This is a genomic window from Spirosoma jeollabukense (assembly GCF_054777855.1).
Genome location: NZ_BAAHAD010000015.1, coordinates 129,017 through 148,901 on the forward strand (window position 1 = coordinate 129,017; position 19,885 = coordinate 148,901).

Annotated in this window: 16 protein-coding genes; 6 read left to right on the forward strand and 10 right to left on the reverse strand. The window is 48.1% G+C overall.

Going from position 1 to position 19,885, the window contains the following annotated elements; all coding sequences use genetic code 11:
• Positions 1-57: 57 nt before the first annotated feature.
• From ACYVEA_RS31690 to msrA, 8 genes are all read right to left on the reverse strand, one after another.
• Complete coding sequence (locus tag ACYVEA_RS31690) at positions 58-3,303, reverse strand: SusC/RagA family TonB-linked outer membrane protein (protein WP_461117382.1); 3,246 nt, start codon at positions 3,301-3,303, stop codon at positions 58-60.
• Between the two features lie 406 nt (positions 3,304-3,709).
• On the reverse strand, positions 3,710-4,216 hold the full coding sequence (locus ACYVEA_RS31695) for an O-acetyl-ADP-ribose deacetylase (RefSeq protein WP_461117383.1): 507 nt from the start codon (positions 4,214-4,216) through the stop codon (positions 3,710-3,712).
• A gap of 92 nt (positions 4,217-4,308) precedes the next feature.
• Complete coding sequence (locus ACYVEA_RS31700) at positions 4,309-5,982, reverse strand: S8 family serine peptidase (RefSeq protein ID WP_461117384.1); 1,674 nt, start codon at positions 5,980-5,982, stop codon at positions 4,309-4,311.
• Positions 5,983-6,534: 552 nt separating this feature from the next.
• Complete coding sequence (locus ACYVEA_RS31705; protein ID WP_461117385.1) at positions 6,535-7,089, reverse strand: hypothetical protein; 555 nt, start codon at positions 7,087-7,089, stop codon at positions 6,535-6,537.
• A gap of 46 nt (positions 7,090-7,135) precedes the next feature.
• Complete coding sequence (locus ACYVEA_RS31710; RefSeq protein ID WP_461117386.1) at positions 7,136-8,182, reverse strand: hypothetical protein; 1,047 nt, start codon at positions 8,180-8,182, stop codon at positions 7,136-7,138.
• An 85-nt stretch (positions 8,183-8,267) separates the two neighbouring features.
• The gene (locus ACYVEA_RS31715) at positions 8,268-9,281 is read right to left on the reverse strand and encodes a hypothetical protein (protein ID WP_093833259.1); all 1,014 of its coding nucleotides are present in this window, start codon (positions 9,279-9,281) and stop codon (positions 8,268-8,270) included.
• Between the two features lie 104 nt (positions 9,282-9,385).
• Positions 9,386-10,117: a hypothetical protein gene (locus ACYVEA_RS31720; RefSeq protein ID WP_461117387.1), complete on the reverse strand. Its 732-nt coding sequence runs from the start codon at positions 10,115-10,117 to the stop codon at positions 9,386-9,388.
• Between the two features lie 239 nt (positions 10,118-10,356).
• On the reverse strand, positions 10,357-11,013 hold the full coding sequence (gene msrA, locus ACYVEA_RS31725; RefSeq protein ID WP_461117388.1) for a peptide-methionine (S)-S-oxide reductase MsrA: 657 nt from the start codon (positions 11,011-11,013) through the stop codon (positions 10,357-10,359).
• Between the two features lie 106 nt (positions 11,014-11,119).
• Here msrA and ACYVEA_RS31730 point away from each other — a divergent pair, with 106 nt between their 5' ends.
• Positions 11,120-11,716, forward strand: a complete 597-nt coding sequence (locus ACYVEA_RS31730) for a MiaE family protein (protein WP_461117389.1) — start codon at positions 11,120-11,122, stop codon at positions 11,714-11,716.
• Between the two features lie 7 nt (positions 11,717-11,723).
• Here ACYVEA_RS31730 and ACYVEA_RS31735 read toward each other — a convergent pair whose 3' ends face one another.
• Positions 11,724-12,710 carry a helix-turn-helix transcriptional regulator gene (locus ACYVEA_RS31735; protein ID WP_461117390.1) on the reverse strand — a complete coding sequence of 329 codons (987 nt, stop codon included), beginning with the start codon at positions 12,708-12,710 and terminating at the stop codon, positions 11,724-11,726.
• A 150-nt stretch (positions 12,711-12,860) separates the two neighbouring features.
• On the opposite strand from ACYVEA_RS31735, the gene cas6 reads away from it, so the two are divergent.
• Entirely contained in the window at positions 12,861-13,679 is an 819-nt protein-coding gene (gene cas6, locus ACYVEA_RS31740) for a CRISPR-associated endoribonuclease Cas6 (protein WP_461117391.1), read from the forward strand.
• Between the two features lie 258 nt (positions 13,680-13,937).
• Here the strand turns inward: cas6 and ACYVEA_RS31745 are convergent, their stop codons facing one another.
• Positions 13,938-14,240, reverse strand: a complete 303-nt coding sequence (locus ACYVEA_RS31745; protein ID WP_461117392.1) for a hypothetical protein — start codon at positions 14,238-14,240, stop codon at positions 13,938-13,940.
• A gap of 260 nt (positions 14,241-14,500) precedes the next feature.
• On the opposite strand from ACYVEA_RS31745, the gene cas8a1 reads away from it, so the two are divergent.
• The 4 genes from cas8a1 to cas3 are packed head-to-tail and all read left to right on the forward strand — an operon-like array spanning position 14,501 to position 19,824.
• On the forward strand, positions 14,501-15,907 hold the full coding sequence (cas8a1, locus tag ACYVEA_RS31750; RefSeq protein WP_461117393.1) for a type I-B CRISPR-associated protein Cas8b1/Cst1: 1,407 nt from the start codon (positions 14,501-14,503) through the stop codon (positions 15,905-15,907).
• Positions 15,908-15,927: 20 nt separating this feature from the next.
• Positions 15,928-17,001, forward strand: coding sequence for a type I-B CRISPR-associated protein Cas7/Cst2/DevR (gene cas7i / locus ACYVEA_RS31755; protein WP_461117394.1), 1,074 nt, complete (start codon positions 15,928-15,930; stop codon positions 16,999-17,001).
• Complete coding sequence (cas5b, locus tag ACYVEA_RS31760) at positions 17,001-17,675, forward strand: type I-B CRISPR-associated protein Cas5b (RefSeq protein WP_461117395.1); 675 nt, start codon at positions 17,001-17,003, stop codon at positions 17,673-17,675. The genes cas7i and cas5b overlap by 1 nt, the downstream gene beginning before the upstream one ends.
• The gene (gene cas3, locus ACYVEA_RS31765) at positions 17,668-19,824 is read left to right on the forward strand and encodes a CRISPR-associated helicase Cas3' (protein ID WP_461117396.1); all 2,157 of its coding nucleotides are present in this window, start codon (positions 17,668-17,670) and stop codon (positions 19,822-19,824) included. Before cas5b ends, cas3 begins: the two co-directional genes overlap by 8 nt.
• The last annotated feature ends 61 nt before the right edge of the window (positions 19,825-19,885 follow it).

The window sequence follows — 19,885 nt, forward strand, 5'->3', positions numbered from 1 at the left end:
CGGTATTCAGTAGTCCGTCACTACGTTAGGCTGATGCCAAATACTGCAAACGCTTGATTAGAAGCTGAATCGAAGATTTACTCCCATCCGGCGCGTGGTTGGAATACCGATGAAATCGAATCCCTGCGAATTCCCGGCCCCTAACGAACTGACCTCTGGGTCGAAATTCAGGTGCTTCGGGAAGTTAGGCGCGAGGTACCAGAGGTTACGACCGCTAAACGATAGAAACGCCGAGCCAAACGGCGTTTTTGCCAGCCATTTCTTCGGAAACAGGTAACCCAGCGACACTTCGCGAAGCCGGAAAACGGTTGCGTCGAAGATGTTCGTTTCGCCCGCGCCACCCGGCCCAAAGCCACCGGTGAAATAGTAGTCAGCCACGCCGATACCGATATTGTTTGGGATTTTTTTGCCATCGCCATTCAGTAGCGGTTTCAACGTATTGACATCCCCCAGCACGCCCGGTCCGATGATGATCGCTTCCCGTTCTTCGGTATCTTTCGTGACACCCCTGCTTAACAGTTCGTAGGCCGTGAACGAATACATATCGCCCCCCTTTTTCCAGTCGAACAACGCACTCAGCGTAATGCCTTTGTAGCTGAACGAGTTAGTGATACCCCAGATGAAATCAGGGTTCGGGTTGCCGATGGCCGTTGTTTTGCCGCTCAGAATGGGCTTGCCGGTGTTGGGGTTAACCAGAATATTGCCTTCGTCGTCGCGCGCGTTGGTTGAGCCACGGATCTGACCGTAGGGTTGCCCCGCAATGTGTACGCTACCCAAATCCGAGAAGCCGCCATAAGGCAATTCCTTCAGCGAACCTATGTCCAGCACGATGTTCCGGTTCATGGTAAAGGCCGACGAAATATCCCAGGTGAAGCCATTTTTAAGCTTAACCGGTGTTGCGTTGAAGCCAATTTCGATGCCTTCGTTCGACGACTTGCCCAGGTTAATTACCTTCTGCGTGTAGCCCGATGACGGTACGGCGTTGACGGTGAAGATCTGCGACGTACTGATTTTCTTATAGTACGTAATGTCGAACCCAAGCCGGTTGTTGAAAAACTGCAATTCCGTCCCTAATTCAAGTTCAGTAATGAACTCCGGTTTTAGTCCGGCATTAGCCAGTAAGTCCGATTCGGTCAATGTGCTCTGTCCACTGAACGGCGACGAAATCGCACCGGTCGTTGTTCCGGCCCCTAACACCGGATTGGCGATGTAAACGGTTTGCGTTTGATAGGGCGTCGCTTCGTTACCTACCCGCGTGTAGCCCGCCCGGAATTTGCCAAAAGACAGCACGTTCTTGGGGATTTTTAGGGCTTCGGTAAAAATCAGCGAGGCACTGGCCCCGCCATACAGGTAGCTCCGGTTGCTTTCGGGCAGCGTTGACGATACGTCGTTACGGGACACCAAATTCAGGAAAGCGAAGTTTTTGTAGTCCAGCGAAATGTCTGTGAAGAAGGCGAAGTACCGCTGTTTGAAGTTATTCCGGTTGTTAGGCAGTACGCGGGGAATCGTTACGCTGGTGTTGTTCAGCGAGTTGATACCCCGAAAAATGATGCCATCGCCAAAGACAACCTGGCGCTCGGTAATCCGCTGGTTTACGTTGTTACCCAGAATTACCTTCAGGCCAATATTTTCACTCAGGGGCTTGGTGGCGGTCAACAGCAACGTATTGTCCAGCTCCTGCCGGTAAATGTTGTCGTTGGTAATGTTGCCGTTCGGGAAATAGTCGCCACCCTTGCCATTCACCACCGTGCGCCGGTCGGTATACGCATTGAAACCAATCGTGTTCTGCACGTTCAGCCAGGGGAGGGGATCAACGCCGAGTACTACGTTGCCATAATAGCGATCGACCTTGCTGGTGGTGGGGCTGTTCACAACCGACCAGTAGGGATTATCCGTCCCCACCCGGTCATAGACGTTGTTGCCATTCAGCGGATTTGTATTCGGAAAACCCGTCAGATCGAAACTGGTTGGCACAAACATCAGGATGTCCATAATGGAACTACCGCTGCCATTGGCTGCCGTCAGCTGGGGCGAAACCTGATTCGTATTAACATAGTTCAGCGCACCACTGACGTAGAATTTGTTGGCCAGCTGTGCATTGCCACCAATGTTCACGCCTGTGCGGGTAATCTGGTTTTCAGGAACAACGCCCTGGTTCGCGGTGCGGGATAAGCCAACGGTGAAATTGCCTTTGTCGCCACCCGTCGACACCGAAAGGGCGTTTTCAAATACGTTGCCTGTCCGGAAGAAATTCTTTGCATTATCCTGCGAATACGACTGGTAAGGAACCTGAATGGGGGTTATGCCGTCGGCCTGATAAAACTGAGGAAATACCGTCGATGGGTAGCGGTTGTTGGTCGTTAATGGATGCGGAATCGTTGCCCGGGTTGGAATCAGGCTGGTATAGCCGGCATATGGAGGGCCCCAGGAACCGAACACGCCACTCCGGTAATCGAAGTTGGTGCCTTGGCCGTATTTAGTCTGGTAGTCGGGTAAACCCGCTACGGTTTCGGTCGAATACCCTACATTATACGTGATTTCAAGACCTTTCCGATTTTGGCTTTTTCCGGCTTTGGTCGTAACGATAATGGCGCCATTCGCGGCACGGGAACCGTAGAGAGCGGCCGCAGCAGCACCCTTTAACACGGTCATCGTCAGGATGTTGTTGGGGTCGAGATCGAAGGCCCGGTTTGTGGTGGTTGCTCCGCCAACGGTGCCATCGGTACTGCCGAAACTGGAGTTATCGAAGGGGACGCCATCGACCACGAACAGAGGCTGGTTGTTATTCCCCAGCGATGAGTTTCCCCGAATGGTGATGTTGGTGGCCCCACCCGCAGCACCGCCCGATCCCTGTACGTTTACCCCGGCGACTTTACCCGTTAGCGCCCGAAGCGGGTCCGGCTCCGACCGCTGGGCGAGTTTATTCGCGTCCAGCGTACTAACGGAGTAACCCAGCGCATTTTTGTCCCGCTTGATACCGGCTGCCGTGACGACAACTTCGCTAAGTTGCTTGGTATCAGGAATTAAGAGCACGTCGATCGTTTGCTGATTACCGACCACTACGTCCTGTGACTGAAAGCCAACCGACGAGAAAACCAGCGTGGCATTTTTGTCGGGAATGTTTAATTGATACGTCCCCTGCGCATCGGTCACGGTTCCGGATGTGCTACCTTTTACCGTCACGGTTGTGCCGGGCAGGGCTTCTTTGCCAGCCGCATCGCTGACTTTTCCCTTAACAACACGTTGCTGAGCAAGCGAGAAAATGGGCAAAAAGAGGACAAGAGAGAGTAAGCATAATTTCATAGAGTTGTAAGCATAGAATATGAAAACGAATGATTATTGGAAGAGATTAAAAGACAAGTATAAATTATAATATTTTAACGAAAAGCCGAATTACGCAATAAGATTTTAGAAAATTTAATTATTGACAGATAATCTATTTTAATTTATATGATTGGCTCATGCTTGGTTCTAGAGCGACAAAATAGATCGGGTATACGTAGACGAAATTGTTCATAGCCTAACTTATTCAGAGGCACGCGCTGCCCGTATAAATACTTAGTTCATACAGCCAGCATTTCGTGTTAGAAAAGCGGGTTGGCCAGGTAATGTGATCCGGAAGGTCCGAAAACTATAGAAAATGAAAAGCCCCTAATGACTTAGTTTGTCATACGGGCTTTGAGGTAGTCCTGAATATCAGGAGATCGGGTTATTGGAGACTATGAATCCGATCCTTGTATAGGGTAAGATTCTCACTATCAAAGCAAACAAAGATGACTTCCTGGATAGAGGAGGGTTGTTCCAGAAACTGGTTCACGGTCGCAATTGCTACGTCGGCCGCTTTGTCTTTCGGATAGCCGTAAATGCCCGTGCTGATATTGGGAAAGGCAATACTTGTCAGGGTATGCTCGACGGCAATTTCCAGCGATCGACGGTAGCAGCTCGCCAGTAGATCGGGTTCGCCATGAGAACCGCCCCGCCAAACCGGCCCGACGGCGTGGATGACATGCTTTGCGGGTAATCGATACCCTTTTGTGATCTTGGCGTCGCCGGTTTTACAACCGTGCAGCATCCGACATTCGAACACCAGATCGGGCCCCGCTGCCCGATGAATCGCGCCATCGACACCACCCCCACCCAGCAAACTTGTGTTGGCTGCATTAACGATCGCATCAACGGTTTGTTTGGTAATGTCGCCCTGAATAACACGGATCATTTTACAGTATTTGGTTTATAATATACGGTGAGCTGACGCATCAATAATCTCGTGCACTCGTCCACCGTATACCCTAAACCGACTACCAGACCTCACTGTTTCACCACTTTCAGGGTACGTTTTTTGTCGCCCGCAACGAGGGATATGAAGTAGATACCGGTCGATAAGCCCAGCCTGGGTAATACAAAAGCTGCCAGACCGGGAGAGGTAAAACGATTCTGCCAGATAATACGTCCGGTAACATCGGTTAACGTAGCATCGAGGGGCACGTTCGCTTCGATTTCACCCCATTGAACGCCCAGATCCTGCGCGTCGCTAAACGGATTGGGAAAAACAAATAGCTGGTCGTAGGCATTGGAAATGGTTGACGCCCGCTCAAAATTTGGAATACCGTAGCCCAGCAAATCGTCGGGATTGCCGTATTGGCTCCCCGACCGACGTAGCGCGTCGGTTACTTGCGCGGCAGTCATTCGTGGATGCGCCTGCCAGAAACCGGCTACCAGACCGGCAATCAGAGGTGTAGCGAAGGACGTACCGTCGCCCTGCGAAATCTGCCCGGTTGAGTTCCCTACCACCGTTCCCTGACCGCGCGCATCCAGATCCGGTTTTACACGTCCATCGGCCGACGGCCCAAACGAACTAAACGACGCATGCACGCCTGACTGCGTAACGGCCCCAATCGCTAGCACCGAAGCTGCATCGGAAGGCGCCGTGAGGTAATGCCAGCCCGAACTGCCTTCGTTGCCAGCGGCCACCACGACAACCATGCCCGTTTCGGTGGCAATCTGAGCCGCGCGGGTACAGAGCGCTGTTTTGCCATCCATATTTTGATACGTATAGCTGGTCGCTGCGTCGTCGAACTGGTTGTAACCTAATGAGGAACTGATGACGTCCACCCCCGCACTGTCGGCATATTCGGCTCCCAAAAGCCAGTTAGCCTCTTCTATTTGTTTCTCGCTGGCTGCGTCTTCGGTACGTAGCAAAATGAACGATGCTTTGTAAGCTGTTCCATACAACTGCTTGTCAGCAGTGGCGGCAATGGCCGATAAACACGATAAGCCATGTGAGTCATCCTCGTAAACGCTGGTTTCTTTTTTGACAAAATCATAGGTTGCCAATACGCGCTTTTCGTCAAAGAGTGGTTTCAGAAAGGCAAGCTTGTCGGCGTTGCGAAAACCCGAGTCCAGCACACCAATGATCATGCCTTCGCCGTGATAGCCCTGCTGGTGCATTTTGTCGACTCCGAGTTGGGTAATCTGGAAAGATGATATACCGTAATCTACCGGCTGATCATCGGCTACACTATCGACATGATCCCGCACCTTGCTCGAATGGCTGTGGGTTTCTGCATTTAATCGGGCATTGGACAGCGACCGATTGAACTCAAGTCCTTTGACAAAAGGCAGGCTTTGGATGGTTGCCATGGTGGCATCAGTGGCTTCTACCAGCACGGCGTTGAGCCAGCGCGACGAAAACCATATTTTGGCACCTGCCTGTTGAAGTTGCGTCACATAAGCCGGATTAACGGGCAGGTCACGCTCCTGAACCGCAATGTTCTGCTTCTGCCGACGCAGAATAGCCCGCTGCGATAAAAATTGATTCGGTTGGGAAACGCTGTAGGGGGAATTCGTTTTGTCCCGTAGCAAAACCAGGTATTTTTTGGCCGTTTGTCCGAAGCTGGCACTCTGGATCAAAAACAACAGCATAAATAAACAGCTTGTCTGACGTAGCAGTCGATCTAATGCCGAATTCTTATTCCTTTCCATAACTACGGATGCGATACACTTGTCGAATGCCATATTCAGTCTGGGTGCATCCTGAGTAGTTCGGGGTTGATGAGCAAGGACGTAGTTGTGTCTGCTCTTTGTCAATCAACCCAATCTGCCGGGCACACCTATCACTACATTTATCTTGTGAAAAAAGGGGCGAATCGTTCCGCGCAATAACGGTCGCCGTCTCGTCAAATTCTTTAGCCTATACGCGAAAAGGCTGGCCGACGTTGCGCAGGTCGTACTGGCTGAAGTCTGTTGGTTACCGGTCCCGGAAAGCTGATGCTAATCAGGAAGACCAATTTAACAAAATTCTGCCCATTTTTAGTACGTATCCTTAATTAATAAGCAACCGGGCTGTCCCAACGAAAGCTGCCGTTCACTTCTGACTGTCGGCCATTCGTCGATACTGCATGCGTCCCGATTGGTATTCCCGAAGAAGAAGGTTATGCTCTATACATAAAAAAGAGGAAAACGGAGATCCGAAGATCGCGCGTCAATCCGTTGTGGACAAGTGGGGAAGGATGGGTATGGGAGAGGCTTAGGTACTCAGAAAATCCGGCTCCAGGCGAAACGGATGATCAGGAGGAGGGCGACAAAGCCAATGACAACGTAGGTGAACGGGACGTAGGTGACGGCGTACAGGTGAGTACGGTCAACGATCCACAAAATGCCCATGACAGCCGCCATGAGTGTCAGGAAACTGGATAATTTTCCGAAACCCGGAATATACGCAAAGGGAATTTTCTGGCGGATCAGCATCAGCGTTCCGGCCATCGTTAAAATGGGAAGCACCTGCGCGCCAAGATTCATATCCCAGATGCTCTGTCGCTCGAACAGGAAAAGATAAACGTTCAGCGTGACGGCAAAAATGCCCGGAATGCAGGCTAAGTAAACCAGAATAGCATATACGTATCGCCATTTCCAGATTTCTTCCGCCGTTGTACCCGACCATAGATTCACTAAAAAAGCTCCTGTCGGCACGGCCATCAGGAGCAGAAAAAGGATAGCTGGATGGCCAGAAATGGCCTCAAAAATAGCGCGGAGGGTCATGCGAAAGGTGGCAATGGGCAGAGGGCGTGGGGCATAGAGTAAAAAACGCATGATGCTGTTTTCAACCCTACGCCCCACGCCCTTACCCCGCTGCTATTTATTTCAACGTCAGCAAATAACCGATGGTAAAGTTAGCGTCCCAGTCGAAAACGAACTGGTCGCAGCCCGTGGCGTCGGCGATGGCTTTGTAGATGTTCAGGCCCGCTTTCGATTTCGCGTTGTCGAGTTTATAGGCCAATGGCGCGTCGAGAACGGTGTAGCGTTCTTTGCCTTTCCGAACACTCTTCGCCAGCTCAAACGGTACACCCCCAATGATGAAACAGGTTTTGCGGTGATCGCTGGGCACCTGCTTTGCCTTCGCCTGCACGTCGGTGGCAACCGTCTCATCGCTGGTTCCATTCTGGAAATATTTGGCTCCATACGTTTCCAGCGCTTTGGTTGAGCCACCTTCTTTCCAGGAAATCTTGGTGTTTCCTGAGCCAATGTCCGCTACGAACGAATTGTCGGCATATTCGGCTGGAAGGACGGCCCGTAACCCCAACGACCCTTCCTGTTCAGGCGTCACCGTATTGACTACGTAGTTAAGTGTTTTCAGGGCTTTGATAATCTTCTGGGTTCCTTCGGCCTTAACGGCTCCCGAACTGACCACGAACTGAATGTCGCGACCGCCAACTCCGAAATCGAGCATTTTGCCGATGTAGCTTTTCAGCCCCGCCCGGATGTCCTCATCCGACGCCATGTTCTCGATGACGAGACTGTTGCCAAACTCGGCTTTTTCGAGTTTCCAGCGTTTCTGGTCGTCAATCCGAACAATGAATGAGTTGAAGCCGCTGGCCCCCATTTCGACAACACCTTTTAGCTTACCATTCTGAGGCTCTGGGGGTGTAAACGTAAACGATTTCTGCGGCTGGCTGCTGGCTGCTTCGCCGGACCCTTTGTCGTCCGATGCGCTTGATTCTTCCACCGCTTCTTCAGCGGTTTTGTCATCAGCGCGGGGCAGCGTTTGTGACTCAGAATATTCTTTGTCTTTGGGCGCCAGTTTGCGCAGAGCGGCATTACCGCCGAAGTAGCGGAAGGCGAAGAAAGCAGCGCCCAGAATCAGGGCCGTAATGAGTAGCCGACCGGCCACGGTTAAACGTTGCATAGTTGTATGGTTTTCAGTTTATGGTTTACGGTCTTCCAAAAGCAGTCATGGGAGAACTGATGCGTCAGCAAACCGTAAACTTTTTTTAATCGAGCAAATTCTTGTACCCGGCATCTTTAGCCGGGGTAGGGCCGAGGTTGACCGGTTGGGCAGGCGCATCCAGCTGAACCATTTTGAACTCTCCTTTATTGTAAGCCTCAAGCAAAGCCTCGCCCTTGTCCGACAGAATACCGTTCTGGATATCCACGCCGTTGATGAAGTCCATCGAGAGATCCATCGCGCGCTTCATCTCGCCGAGTTTCATGCTCATGTCGTCCTGAATGTATTCCATCGACTGGTCGAAGTAAAACTTCTTGTCGGGGTCACCTTTGAAGATGCTAACCGCCGTTTTGAGGGCGTTTGAGCTGTCTTTAACAATCTGGTATTCAGTTTCTTTGAGCCGGACTTTAATTTCGGTTTCCTTGATGATGTAGTCGGCGCTCTGGTTCACTTTTTCCATGAACGCCAGCACATTTTTCATGTTTCGCTGAAGCGGCAGCAACTTCTCGTTCATCTCCTGCAAACCCGCTCCTTCGATGGTGGCCAGTTGTGCCGTTTCGCGCATACCGGGTTTGTCACTCAACGAATTTGCTTTGTTGGCTTCCGCAAATTTCTGTTTGATTGTCTCGTTATTCTCGTTGATTTTTTTGTTCAGTTTCACCAACTGCCCGGCCAGAATATTGATCTGGCCCTGCATTTTCTCGCGCTTCTCTTTCAAATCCTGTATGTAGATTTTCATGATGGCGATGGGGTTCAGTTGTATCACCGTACCCGTAATGCTGCGCATCAATGTTTTAAACAGAAAGAACACGGCCGTCCGGACATCTTTGCTCGTGAACAGGAAGATCAGAACACCAAGCGCACCCAGTAACAGCGCCAGTTCGAGAATATTCGACGTAGCACGGATCAGAAATTCAACGATTCGGTTGAAGTATACCAGTCCCAGACCAGCCACGCCGGCCAGGGTGATCATACCCAGAATACCTTCGGGGCGGCTCCAGAACGAACGCTTCTCTACGTCCGTATTGCCGCCAAGTTGAGAAAAATCAGGTGTTGCCATTTAGTTTTAATTTATAGGTTTTTGGGTATTCGGTTTACGGTTTTTGATTGGCTGACACTTAGTTTCTTTCGCCGGTCTGCCAGCCAAAACCGAGAATCGAATACCTATTTTAAATATTGCGCCATTTTAGCCATGTCAGCTTTAATTTGATCGGTAAAGTGCGCAAACGTTGACTCGTAATTTTTCTGATTCTGCGTGATTTTAGCACTCTGCTCGTTGATTTCGCCACCAATAGCCGTCAAGCGGTTTGTGTTGGCATCGATCTGCTTCTGAATTTCGATTAACTGTTTCGCCAGCGCTTCATTTTCTGTTTGCAGCCGCTTTTGTTCCGTCTGCAAGCCGCCCACCCGTTCGGCGAGTGCCGCTTCAACACTTTTGCCAAACGCACCGCGGTCCTTATTCAATACCGCAATGTACTGATTTGCTGTATTCGTTAACACACCTATGTCGGCCGGACCACCAAGTGCCTTGAAACTTGCCCAGGCTGCCTGATACTGCTTGTCTTCCGACAGGCCCAGGCTGCTTAGACTACGTAGCGTTTCTCGAAACTCGAAATAGTCGGGGCCGGGCGGATTGTTCTGCGCCAGCACATTCGCGAAATGCTCGGCAAACTTGGAATCCACGGTTCCCGCCGGAGCCGAAGCGGGTGTACTACCGCCCGACGGCGATACCGGCGCTACGGTTGAGGGGCCTGAATCGGTTGAGTTTGCGACTGGTCGAGGACCGGAAGCCGCTGAAGCAACGGGTGGCGTACCGGTCGAAACGGTTCCGGTTTCTTCCTCTTTGACGAAGAAACCCAGGATTTTACGGCCTAGCGATTTATCTGGTTCTGGCATAAAGGTCTGTCGTTTTGAAAGACTAAGCAATGTTACGAGGTTCAGACCAATCCCACAATATGAGATTTGGCCGAACGGTTACGGGACTTGACAAATTGTCACAGGACGTGCCGAATGTTAAGCCTGTTTACGGTTTTTGGGTTTACAGTTTTCGATATACGGTGGGCTGACGCACTGAAAGACCGGTGAAAGCAACTGGGCTTCAGCTAACCAAAAACCAAATACCGTAAACCATACCCTTATTTCAACCGATCCTCCATCCGGTCTCTGAATTTTTCCACTTTAGGTTTCGACACAAGCGTAATATAAAGATTGTATTTATTGTGGCGATAATAATCCTGATGATATACCTCCGCCGGGAAGAATGCCTTGAACGGTAAAACCTGGGTGACAATGGGTGCTTTATGCTTCGCCTGATCGCGACGGATAGCCGCTTCAACACGAATTCTCTCGTCGGGGGTTCGGTAAAAAACGGCTGATCGGTAATGTTTACCAACGTCGGGGCCTTGTTTGTTCAACTGGGTGGCGTCGTGACCCGCAAAGAAAGCATCCAGTACTACGTCGTAAGAAATCACGGTCGGGTCATAATAGATTTGTACGGCTTCGGCATGCCCCGTCTGATCCGTACCGACCTGTTCGTACGTTGGGTAATCAAGGTCACCGCCTGCGTAGCCAGAAACCGCTTCCCGAACACCCCTGAGCGATTTCATTTCTTCCTGCACAGCCCAGAAACAACCGCCAGCTACCGTAGCAACGGCCTCTCCGGGACGTAATGTCGGTAATTTAGCGGGACTTATGTCGATAACGGTGCTGGTTTTCTCGGCTGGCTGTTGGTTACAACCCATCCACAGTCCAACTAGAAATACCTGGAAGAAGCAACGAACAACTGATTTCATAAGGCTTTCACTACGTTCGAATAACACAAAACCAGCCCGGTAGGTTATAGCCCATATGGCTAACTTTGCCCGGTAACTAACGACTCTCGACCTACGACTGTAATTTATGTCGCTCACAACCTTAGGACTTGAACTTCCTACCGACCCGCGCTGGGTCAACATCGCCGAAATGAATATCGGTGAAATTCTGATTGACCATGCCTGGTGCGAACAGAAAGCGGCCTCATCGTGCATTTCACTCATCGTCATGTACACCGACAAAGTGAAACTGGTAGAAACCCTGACGCCCATCGTGACCGAAGAGTGGGGGCACTTTCAGCGGGTACTCAAAGAGCTCAAGAAACGGAATATAAAGATGGGCCGTCAGCGAAAGGATGAATACGTGAATCAACTCCGCACCCGGATTCGCCGAACAAGTGGTGATCAGCAGGGCCAGATGATGGACAATCTGCTGATCAACGCCCTCGTCGAAGCCCGGAGCTGCGAACGCTTCAAACTCCTGTCCGAACACCTCGCCGATGAAAGTTTACAGAAATTTTACCGCGAGCTAATGATTTCGGAAGCAGGTCATTACCGCACCTTCATCGAGCTGGCCGAAACTTATTTACCCGCCGAGCGCGTCCGGGCACGCTGGAAAGAATTCCTGGCTATCGAAGCCGACATTATGGCCAATCTGGAGGTACGTAGCGACCGCATGCATTAGTATTACATCAGCCCTGGTACTGTGCCAACGCTCGTCGGAAGAAACGAGTCATTTCGTCCAGTAACGTATCAGGACTGATCACCTTCACCGCATCGCCCAGTCGGGCCAGTTCAAAAACGAGTTCTTTGTTGATGAAAATCCTCAGCCTTACCCGAAACTCGTCCTCGGTATCAATAAGAATAGCCTCTTTTTCAAATTGATAAAATGGTTGCGCCCGGAAGTGCAGGCCCTGTAGACGGGTAAAAGACAAAATCACTTCTTCGGCGGGACCGTCGTAAGCGGCTACGCCCAAGGCGTGTCGAAAATAGGCGTCGGCATCGAAGGCGGGCGGGTTACATACCGCATCAAGTACCTGAAACGAGTTGCTGATAACCCGATCCAGGCCAAACACCCGTATTTTCTGGTAATCGAGTTGCCAGCCCACTACGTACCAGCAATTGCGGTGTTCTTTAATGACATACGGTAGGAGCCGATGTGTTTTGGCCACCTCGGTATCGAACCGCTCATGATCGAATTGAACGACGCTTTTTGCCTGAATGGCCTGCAAAAACACCTCGACCCACTCACTGCCTTTGACGAACGGAACCGACTCAAACCGAATGTGCTGGCCATAATCGTCTGCCTGGTTTGTACGAAATCGAACGGCTTTGTCAATCTTATCGACCGTACCACGCAGGTCGGCAAACAAACGCAGGTGCTGGAACTGGTTGAGCGTCGCCACGGCCGCATGAAGTGCTGTCAGGTCTTTGTCGGTGAGCGTAACCGAGGCTGCTAAATCGAAGGGATGCGTATAATGGTAACCGCGTAGTCGGTAGTCATACTCGATGGGGGCTTGATACTCTTCCCGCATTACTTGAAGATCATCCCGGAGGGTACGTTCAGAGCAGGCGCATAGCTTCAGTAAAGCAGCTTTCGAAGTTGGTTTTCCACCCCAGCTATTCAGGCGGTCATTAATTTTCTTCAGACGTTCGTATTGATTTTTAACGAGAGGCATAAAAAAAGTGTGGTTAGGCAAATAGATTGCCGTGTAAGAAGCCACATTTGGATCAAGGTTTACTTACCGTTACCTAAACCCGCTTTTAAAAAAGAGTAAAAAAGCTGGAAATCGTCATTCACCTTTTACTATCTACGCCTATATAAACACATGCAGTTCAAACTCACCCTCCGCCCAACCGCCCGGCAGACGCTGGTACCCTTCAATTACGCGTACCGACTGAGTGCGTTTATCTACGCTGTGCTGGCCGAAGCGGATGCCAAATACGCTACGTTTCTGCACAGCCAGGGCTATGAATACTCACCGACGCGCCGGTTTAAGCTTTTTACGTTCTCGGATCTGATTATTCCGAACGCCCGGATTGACCCTAAAGCTGGTGGACTATGGGTAACAACTCCATACATCGAGTGGATTGTCAGTTTTTACGTCGATAAAGCAGCCCAGCATTTCATCATGGGCTTATTTCAGGACCAACGCTGTGTTATTGCGACGCCCCGGCACCGGGCAGAATTCATCATTGAGCGGGTGGAAGCTGTGCCGGTGGCGATTACGGCCGAAACCGTTACGTTACGTACGCTGTCGCCGGTGGTGATTGCCGAAAAAGATGAGCGGGGCATGGATCAATATTTGCACCCCGCCGATACGGCGTTTGGGCCATTGCTCGTCTCGAACCTGTTGGCTAAATGGGGTAGCTTACAAACCGCTGTACCCGCAGGAGCTTCATTGATTGACGAATCCGACACGTCGTCTGTAACGTACCGATTGCTACCGAATCCGGGACGTAATGCCGCCCAACCAAAATCAAGATTGCTGGCAATTAAAGAAGGATCTCGGGAAGAGACCAAAATTAAAGGCTACTACAACTTCCAGTTTGAACTAAGCGGCCCAAGTGATCTGCTGGAACTGGCCGTGCTGGCGGGTGTGGGGCGGTATAATTCGGAAGGGTTTGGGGCCGTAGGGGTAAAATAAAAAGAGCAGACCCTCTCAAAACCGTGCTAATGCAACCCCCAACATGAACTGAGTTTTAGTACTTGAGCCGACCTGCCTAATGCAAAGATAATTAAATGTTTATGACCCCAAGAAGATATGTTAAACTACTTGTTTTTTTTAGCCAATTGAGTTTCCCTTATACGTTTCATAGCTTCTTCGCGAGACATGCGCTCAACAGGAAGACTTAGAATTTCGTCCCAAGTCATTTCACGAATAATCTTACCCGTAATGGAATTCTTAACCGCACCAAAGTCTTTTGATTTCTTGTTCATCGGCCACCTTTACTTGATGATAGAAGTAGCGACCTCTTTCGGAGTCGTAGTTCAAAACTACAAGCAAAAACCGAGAATTGCTACTACATCCAATGACATAGTAGAAGCAATCGGCAGGCGGATAGCCGGAAATTGGTATCCAAACGGCCATTGCACTGTTACGGATACTTTTGAGTTCAATATGGTTGGTCTTTATCGCCCGAAGCTCATCAATAGTCAGGAGACTAAAGTCATCAACTGGTTCAGGAAGATCATATTCTTCTGGCATAATAGACTACGTTCATTATATCCAACGGCATTTTGTGACTACGATTTAGTACGATTTTACATAAGGAATAGAGTCCCCTACAATTAGACTGTTTCAATTCTGTACGTAGTCGCCTTGCCCGACTTGGGTCTGAAGTCGTCAAAGTTAGAGTAAATAAGATTGGATTTCCTAATTTTTTCTCGTTTTTTTGCCCGATAAAGAAGATATAATTAGACTCACCAACAAATAGACTCGGCATATATTTTTATACCTACTTAGGAATGGAATTAGATAATCAAGAACTACTACTTATTCAGCCAACTGGCGACCCCTTCGCCGACGCTGGTGGATACGTCATCGAAACACTTTGGGAAGACCCCAAGCTGAAGGATAAAGACATTTTTGGCTTGATTGAATACGTGGCTAACATCTACATCAGCCAATGGAATGCTAATCTTCATGCGTTTTTTCTAAACTCCAAAATAACGCAACCTGCTTTTGACAGTAAGCGAAAGTTAGAGGAAACACTGACTTACTATAGAACTATAATCAACGAAACGGCACCGTCTCAGCTGGGTTATTGCCGTATTTCTGGACGGAAAACAAACTTGTTTACTGCTGGACGAGATAACCATATCCTTTCTGGTTCAAGTACGTTTATCAACTTTCATCACGGATTTGAGAGCGGTCTGTATCTATCTAAAGAGATCATTATCCGGTTTTTCTTCGTGCCATTGGGCGTAATGCAATTAGGTGACAAGATTGGCTTGATCAGCAGCAATAATAACGTCGTAGCAAAGTACTACGTGCAACAACTATTGACCGGGCCTGATGGACACCTTACTGCACTTGGACGTGGTTTAGCTAGCGGTGTCGCGCGTTCAGATTACGGAATTGTTGCTAATGCAATTTTTGCCTTTGCGGATTCATGTATCAAAAACATCAGAACAGCCGTCTTCGCACGACTTGATGAGAACGTTGTTGAAGTTCGCGATACTACGTTGAGCCTATATCACTTTACCAATTTTGGAGCAAAGCCTGAGGTAGTTATGTATCAACTATCCGCCATCGTCTTTCGCTTTTACGCGGAATGCCACACACCTAATACAGCTTCATCTTGGCGGAAATTTGTAGCCGCTCACTATCGAAACTCGAAATATCGGGATGCCAGGTATAATCAGGAATCCGACACATGGATATCTGCTAAAGAAGAGCTGGCCTATGATTCGTATAGTACTTGGCGTAATGTCATTTTAGAACGATTGCTCAATAGCGGAACTTTAATTCCTTACTTCAAGGAATGGATTCGCAAACACGAGTTCCCTTTTCAAATTGTTGAGAACTACCTTTTTTACGTAAAATATATGGATAAACGAACCTTGCAAAAAATTAAAGATGTCGCAGGCTTCATCGTCAGCCGCGATGAAGATGGTATAAAAAAAGCCATTCTCCGACTTAATCGGGCGAAGTATGTTCAGGAAGTAAGGCAGTATCTGCTAAAACTGATCGATGATAATTATAAAGCGAATCCAGCAACGCCATTAATCCGGCTGGATGACGTGGAATATTTGTTTCCGGAAACAGTTAGCTGGCGAGAAATCAGAGACTTACTACTGATTGCGATTTATGAAAAGCTTCATGATAATCATATGATTGTCCCAACTGAAATAGACGAACAAGAAGTATAAACCTCAGAAACCAACTAACCATGAACCTAAAAACCCAAGGCTTTGTCCTGCTGGACGTTGACGTTGTCGCCCTAAACAACGCTGGAAAAAGTAGCAGTAGTAATTTTGAAAATGCCGTAGCTACAAAAAAAATCACTAAAAATGGCCGCACTCATACCTACGTATCAGGTCAAGCATGGCGGTACTGGTGGCGCGAAGCGTTGCAACGTAATATAGGCTGGTCACTATCGCCCATTACTCGTGATAATAAAATCGCTTTCACGGAGGCTAATCCTTTTCTGTACGCCGATGACGATGTTTTTGGCTACATGAAGGCCGTTAAAGAAGAGGTAATTGATGAAAAGGGCAAGACTAAAAAGGTTGATGCTACGGTAACTCGCGTTTCTCCGTTGAAAAATTCGGCTATTGTATCTGTTGGTTCGTCCCGGACAGTTGAAAACTGGTCAAGCATGGCCCGTCAGGACGGCGATTCGGTTCCCTACAGCAAAGAGGAATACAGCGCCATTATGAAAGGTATGTTCTCGCTCGACTTAGCACAGCTTGGTACGTTTGCCAATTACAATAAAACAGGCTTTAAGAATATCACCCAAAAGCTGAAAACCGAAGCGCTTGTTCAAGGGGCAACAGAAATTGACGATCCGTATGTGAAAGACGGCAAAGGCAATCCGCAAAAGCTGGTTCAATTAGCTAAGAACGTGCGTTTACAGCGGGCAAAAGATACCATTCAAGCGCTGAAAACGATTTCGGGTGGAGCTATGCAAACAAACAACATGGGCGACGTAACACCAAAGTTCATTGTGCTAGCGACAACCAGTAGCGGTAATCATCCTTTCTCGCACATCGTGACGAGCGAAGGTATGAACAATGACAGAGTAATGCTGAACCTAGAAGGGCTGAAAGAGGTGCTAAAAGACTATAAAGAACAGTTTATCGGTAAGATATTTATTGGAAAGCGGAGCGGTTTCTTAAATGATTACAACGACGAATTGAAAGAACTGCTTACGCTCGGAGCTGACTATCCAGCCGTGCAACTTGGAACAATCAACGAAGTGATTGATGCCTATTGTGCTCAACTCGAAAACCAACTATCCTGATGCAAGTCCATGTCGTAGACATAAGCAGTTGGACAGCCAGTTTTCGATACCCAAATCTAATCAGTGGCGTTCAACCTACCTTGGAAGTGCCGCCTGTTAGTACAGTGTTGGGGTTGATCAATGCAGCTGCAGGCCAGTACCTTAACCATCGGCAGCTTAAACTTGGCTATTACTTTCAGTTTGAGGCAAAAGCGTCTGATCTGGAAACGATCTATCAGATTGATAGTAATAACGGTCGGGCAACGAACAACGCCAAGTCAAATATTATTCGGCGCGAGTTTTTATATAATACACGGCTGAAAATTTATCTGACTGATGAAGCACTGGCTGATTTTTTCCGACAGCCGTATTATTCCTTAGTACTTGGGCGAATGAACGATTTAGCAACCGTCGAACGGGTGACAACTATTGACTTACCCGAAGTTGCGTATTCATTACGTATAGCGGGTCAAGTAGTTCCGTTTAAAGAAAACTATCTGGCCGGTCAGATTCAGGCGCTACCTAAGTACTTTACCGATACGTTTCCGCGGCAGAATGTAGGCACCGAACCATATTCGATTATTAGCTACCTCACTCCCGTGAAAGGTAATCTACCGGCCATTCACGACGAAAAGGAGGGAAAAGAAGGAATTGATATCTATCTACACCAATTGGATTTCTCAGAATATGACTAAACCGTATGACGAAATCTTAGCTAAGTCAGAACCGCGGCTTACCCTGCAAGAGCACGTTGATGACTGCTTGCTGATTTGGGAAATACTGCAAACTAATTTTCCGCAAATCAGCAAGCTTCAACTCTCGTATGATTTTTGGCGTGTGCTGCGTCTGGCTATCGTTTGTCATGATCTGGGCAAAGGCCACATCGACTTTCAAAAGGTGCTACGTAGCGAACCGAATCAATGGCGTAAACAGCGACATGAATTGTTTTCCTTGCCGTTCATTGAGGGATTGGAAGAGGACAAACGTATCAGAGAGCTAATCCGATTAGTTGTTGCTGGACACCATAAAGATTATGAACAGCTTTGGTTACGCTATATCTGTGACTTTTACCAATCCGATGAAGACGCTTTTGGATTGCCCGGCGCTAACGGGCGTCTTGATTATGAAAACGAATTTCACCAAAATGTCTACGATAAATTACTGATTCACTTAGCAGCTGATGAATACGGAGTAAAACTTGGTAAATTTTCGGTTCAACATCCTGAGCGGGTGATCTTATCCTACCAAGGGCAGATCAATAAAATGAATACGTCAAATCCGGCGTATTTTGATTTGCTACTCTTGTTTGGTGGTCTAAAGCACTGCGACCATTTAGGTTCAGCCAGAGTTCAAGAGTTGTTGCATATCTCAGAGGAACAATTTCATTTTTTAGACCGTAAACGGTTAGCGCTTAAAAGTGAAGGTAAAGAGTTTTACGGCCATCAACTGGCCTGTGGCGATGTTGTAGGAAATCTGATCCTGACGTCCCCAACTGGTTCAGGAAAAACAGAAAGTGCTATTATCTGGCTGCGCCAACAGATGAAACAGTTTGGGCAAGGACGAGTCTTTTATATTCTACCGTTTACGGCATCTATCAATGCGATGTACGAGCGACTAGGTAAGGAAATGGGGCAACCTTACGTTGGAATGCTGCACGGCAAGCTCAGTGATTATCTGTACGATTATTTCGATGATTTTCAGTATTCACTCAGTCAGAAAAAAGAGAAGATAGACGAGCTAAAAGATAAGTTTAAAACGCTTGTTACGCCCGTCAAGATAGCTACCCCATTCCAGCTCCTGAAGCATCTATTCGGATTAAAAGGCTTTGAGCAGGGCTTATTTGAGATGGTAGGCAGCTACTTTATCTTCGATGAAATTCACGCCTATAGCCCTGATGTTTTTGCTCAGATTAAGGTGCTACTCCAATACGCCGTCAAGCATCTGCATGTCAACGTAATGGTCATGACTGCGACTATGCCAACTTTTCTAAAAAGAGAATTGGAAGAAGCTATTGGTCAGTTTACAGAAATAAAAGCATCACCTAATTTATACAGTCAATTTGTCCGGCATCGACTCCAGCTACAAGATGGATTACTGACGGATAATCTTAACGTAATTTGTCAATCTTTAAAGGCTGGTAAAAAGGTATTAGTTGTTTGTAATACCGTTAAAAATGCACAGCTAGTATTCAATGAATTAAAAGAGGAGGTTGAAAATACGGTTCTACTTCATAGTGCTTTTAACGGAAGAGATCGTACAAGTCATGAGCTTAATTTGAAGCGTGGCGAAGAAGATGGCTCTATTCAACTATTAGTTGGTACGCAGGCTATTGAAGTAAGCTTAGACATAGACTACGATATCATTTTTACTGAACCAGCTCCAATTGATGCATTAATTCAACGGTTTGGGCGGGTAAATCGCAAACGCGAAAAAGGGCAAAGTCCGGTAGTAGTTTTCCGTGAATCAAACCCAACAGACCACTACATATATCCTTCTGAGATTGTAGCGCTTACCATTAAAGTATTTGACGAAATCATTGCCAATAATGATGGCATAATAGCCGAAGGGCAATTACAGCACTATATTGATTTTGTTTACCCTAATTGGCAGCCTAAGCAAAAAGAACAATTTGATCTAATCTACAATAGTTTGTCCGTATCAGCTGAACGTCTTGTTCCAATGTATCGCTCAAAGCTGGGCGAGGAAGACTTTTATAAGCAATTTGACGGAATCAAAGTAGTGCCGGTTATTTTACAGGAAACGTATATCGAGCGATTAAGCCAATTTGATTTTATTGGAGCAGAAAGTCTTAGAGTTTGTTGGGGAATTGATAAGGACTGGTAGCCGAGTCAACTTTGTATCGACCAAGAAACAAAGTAATGACCAAGCAGTGGCAACCACTGAC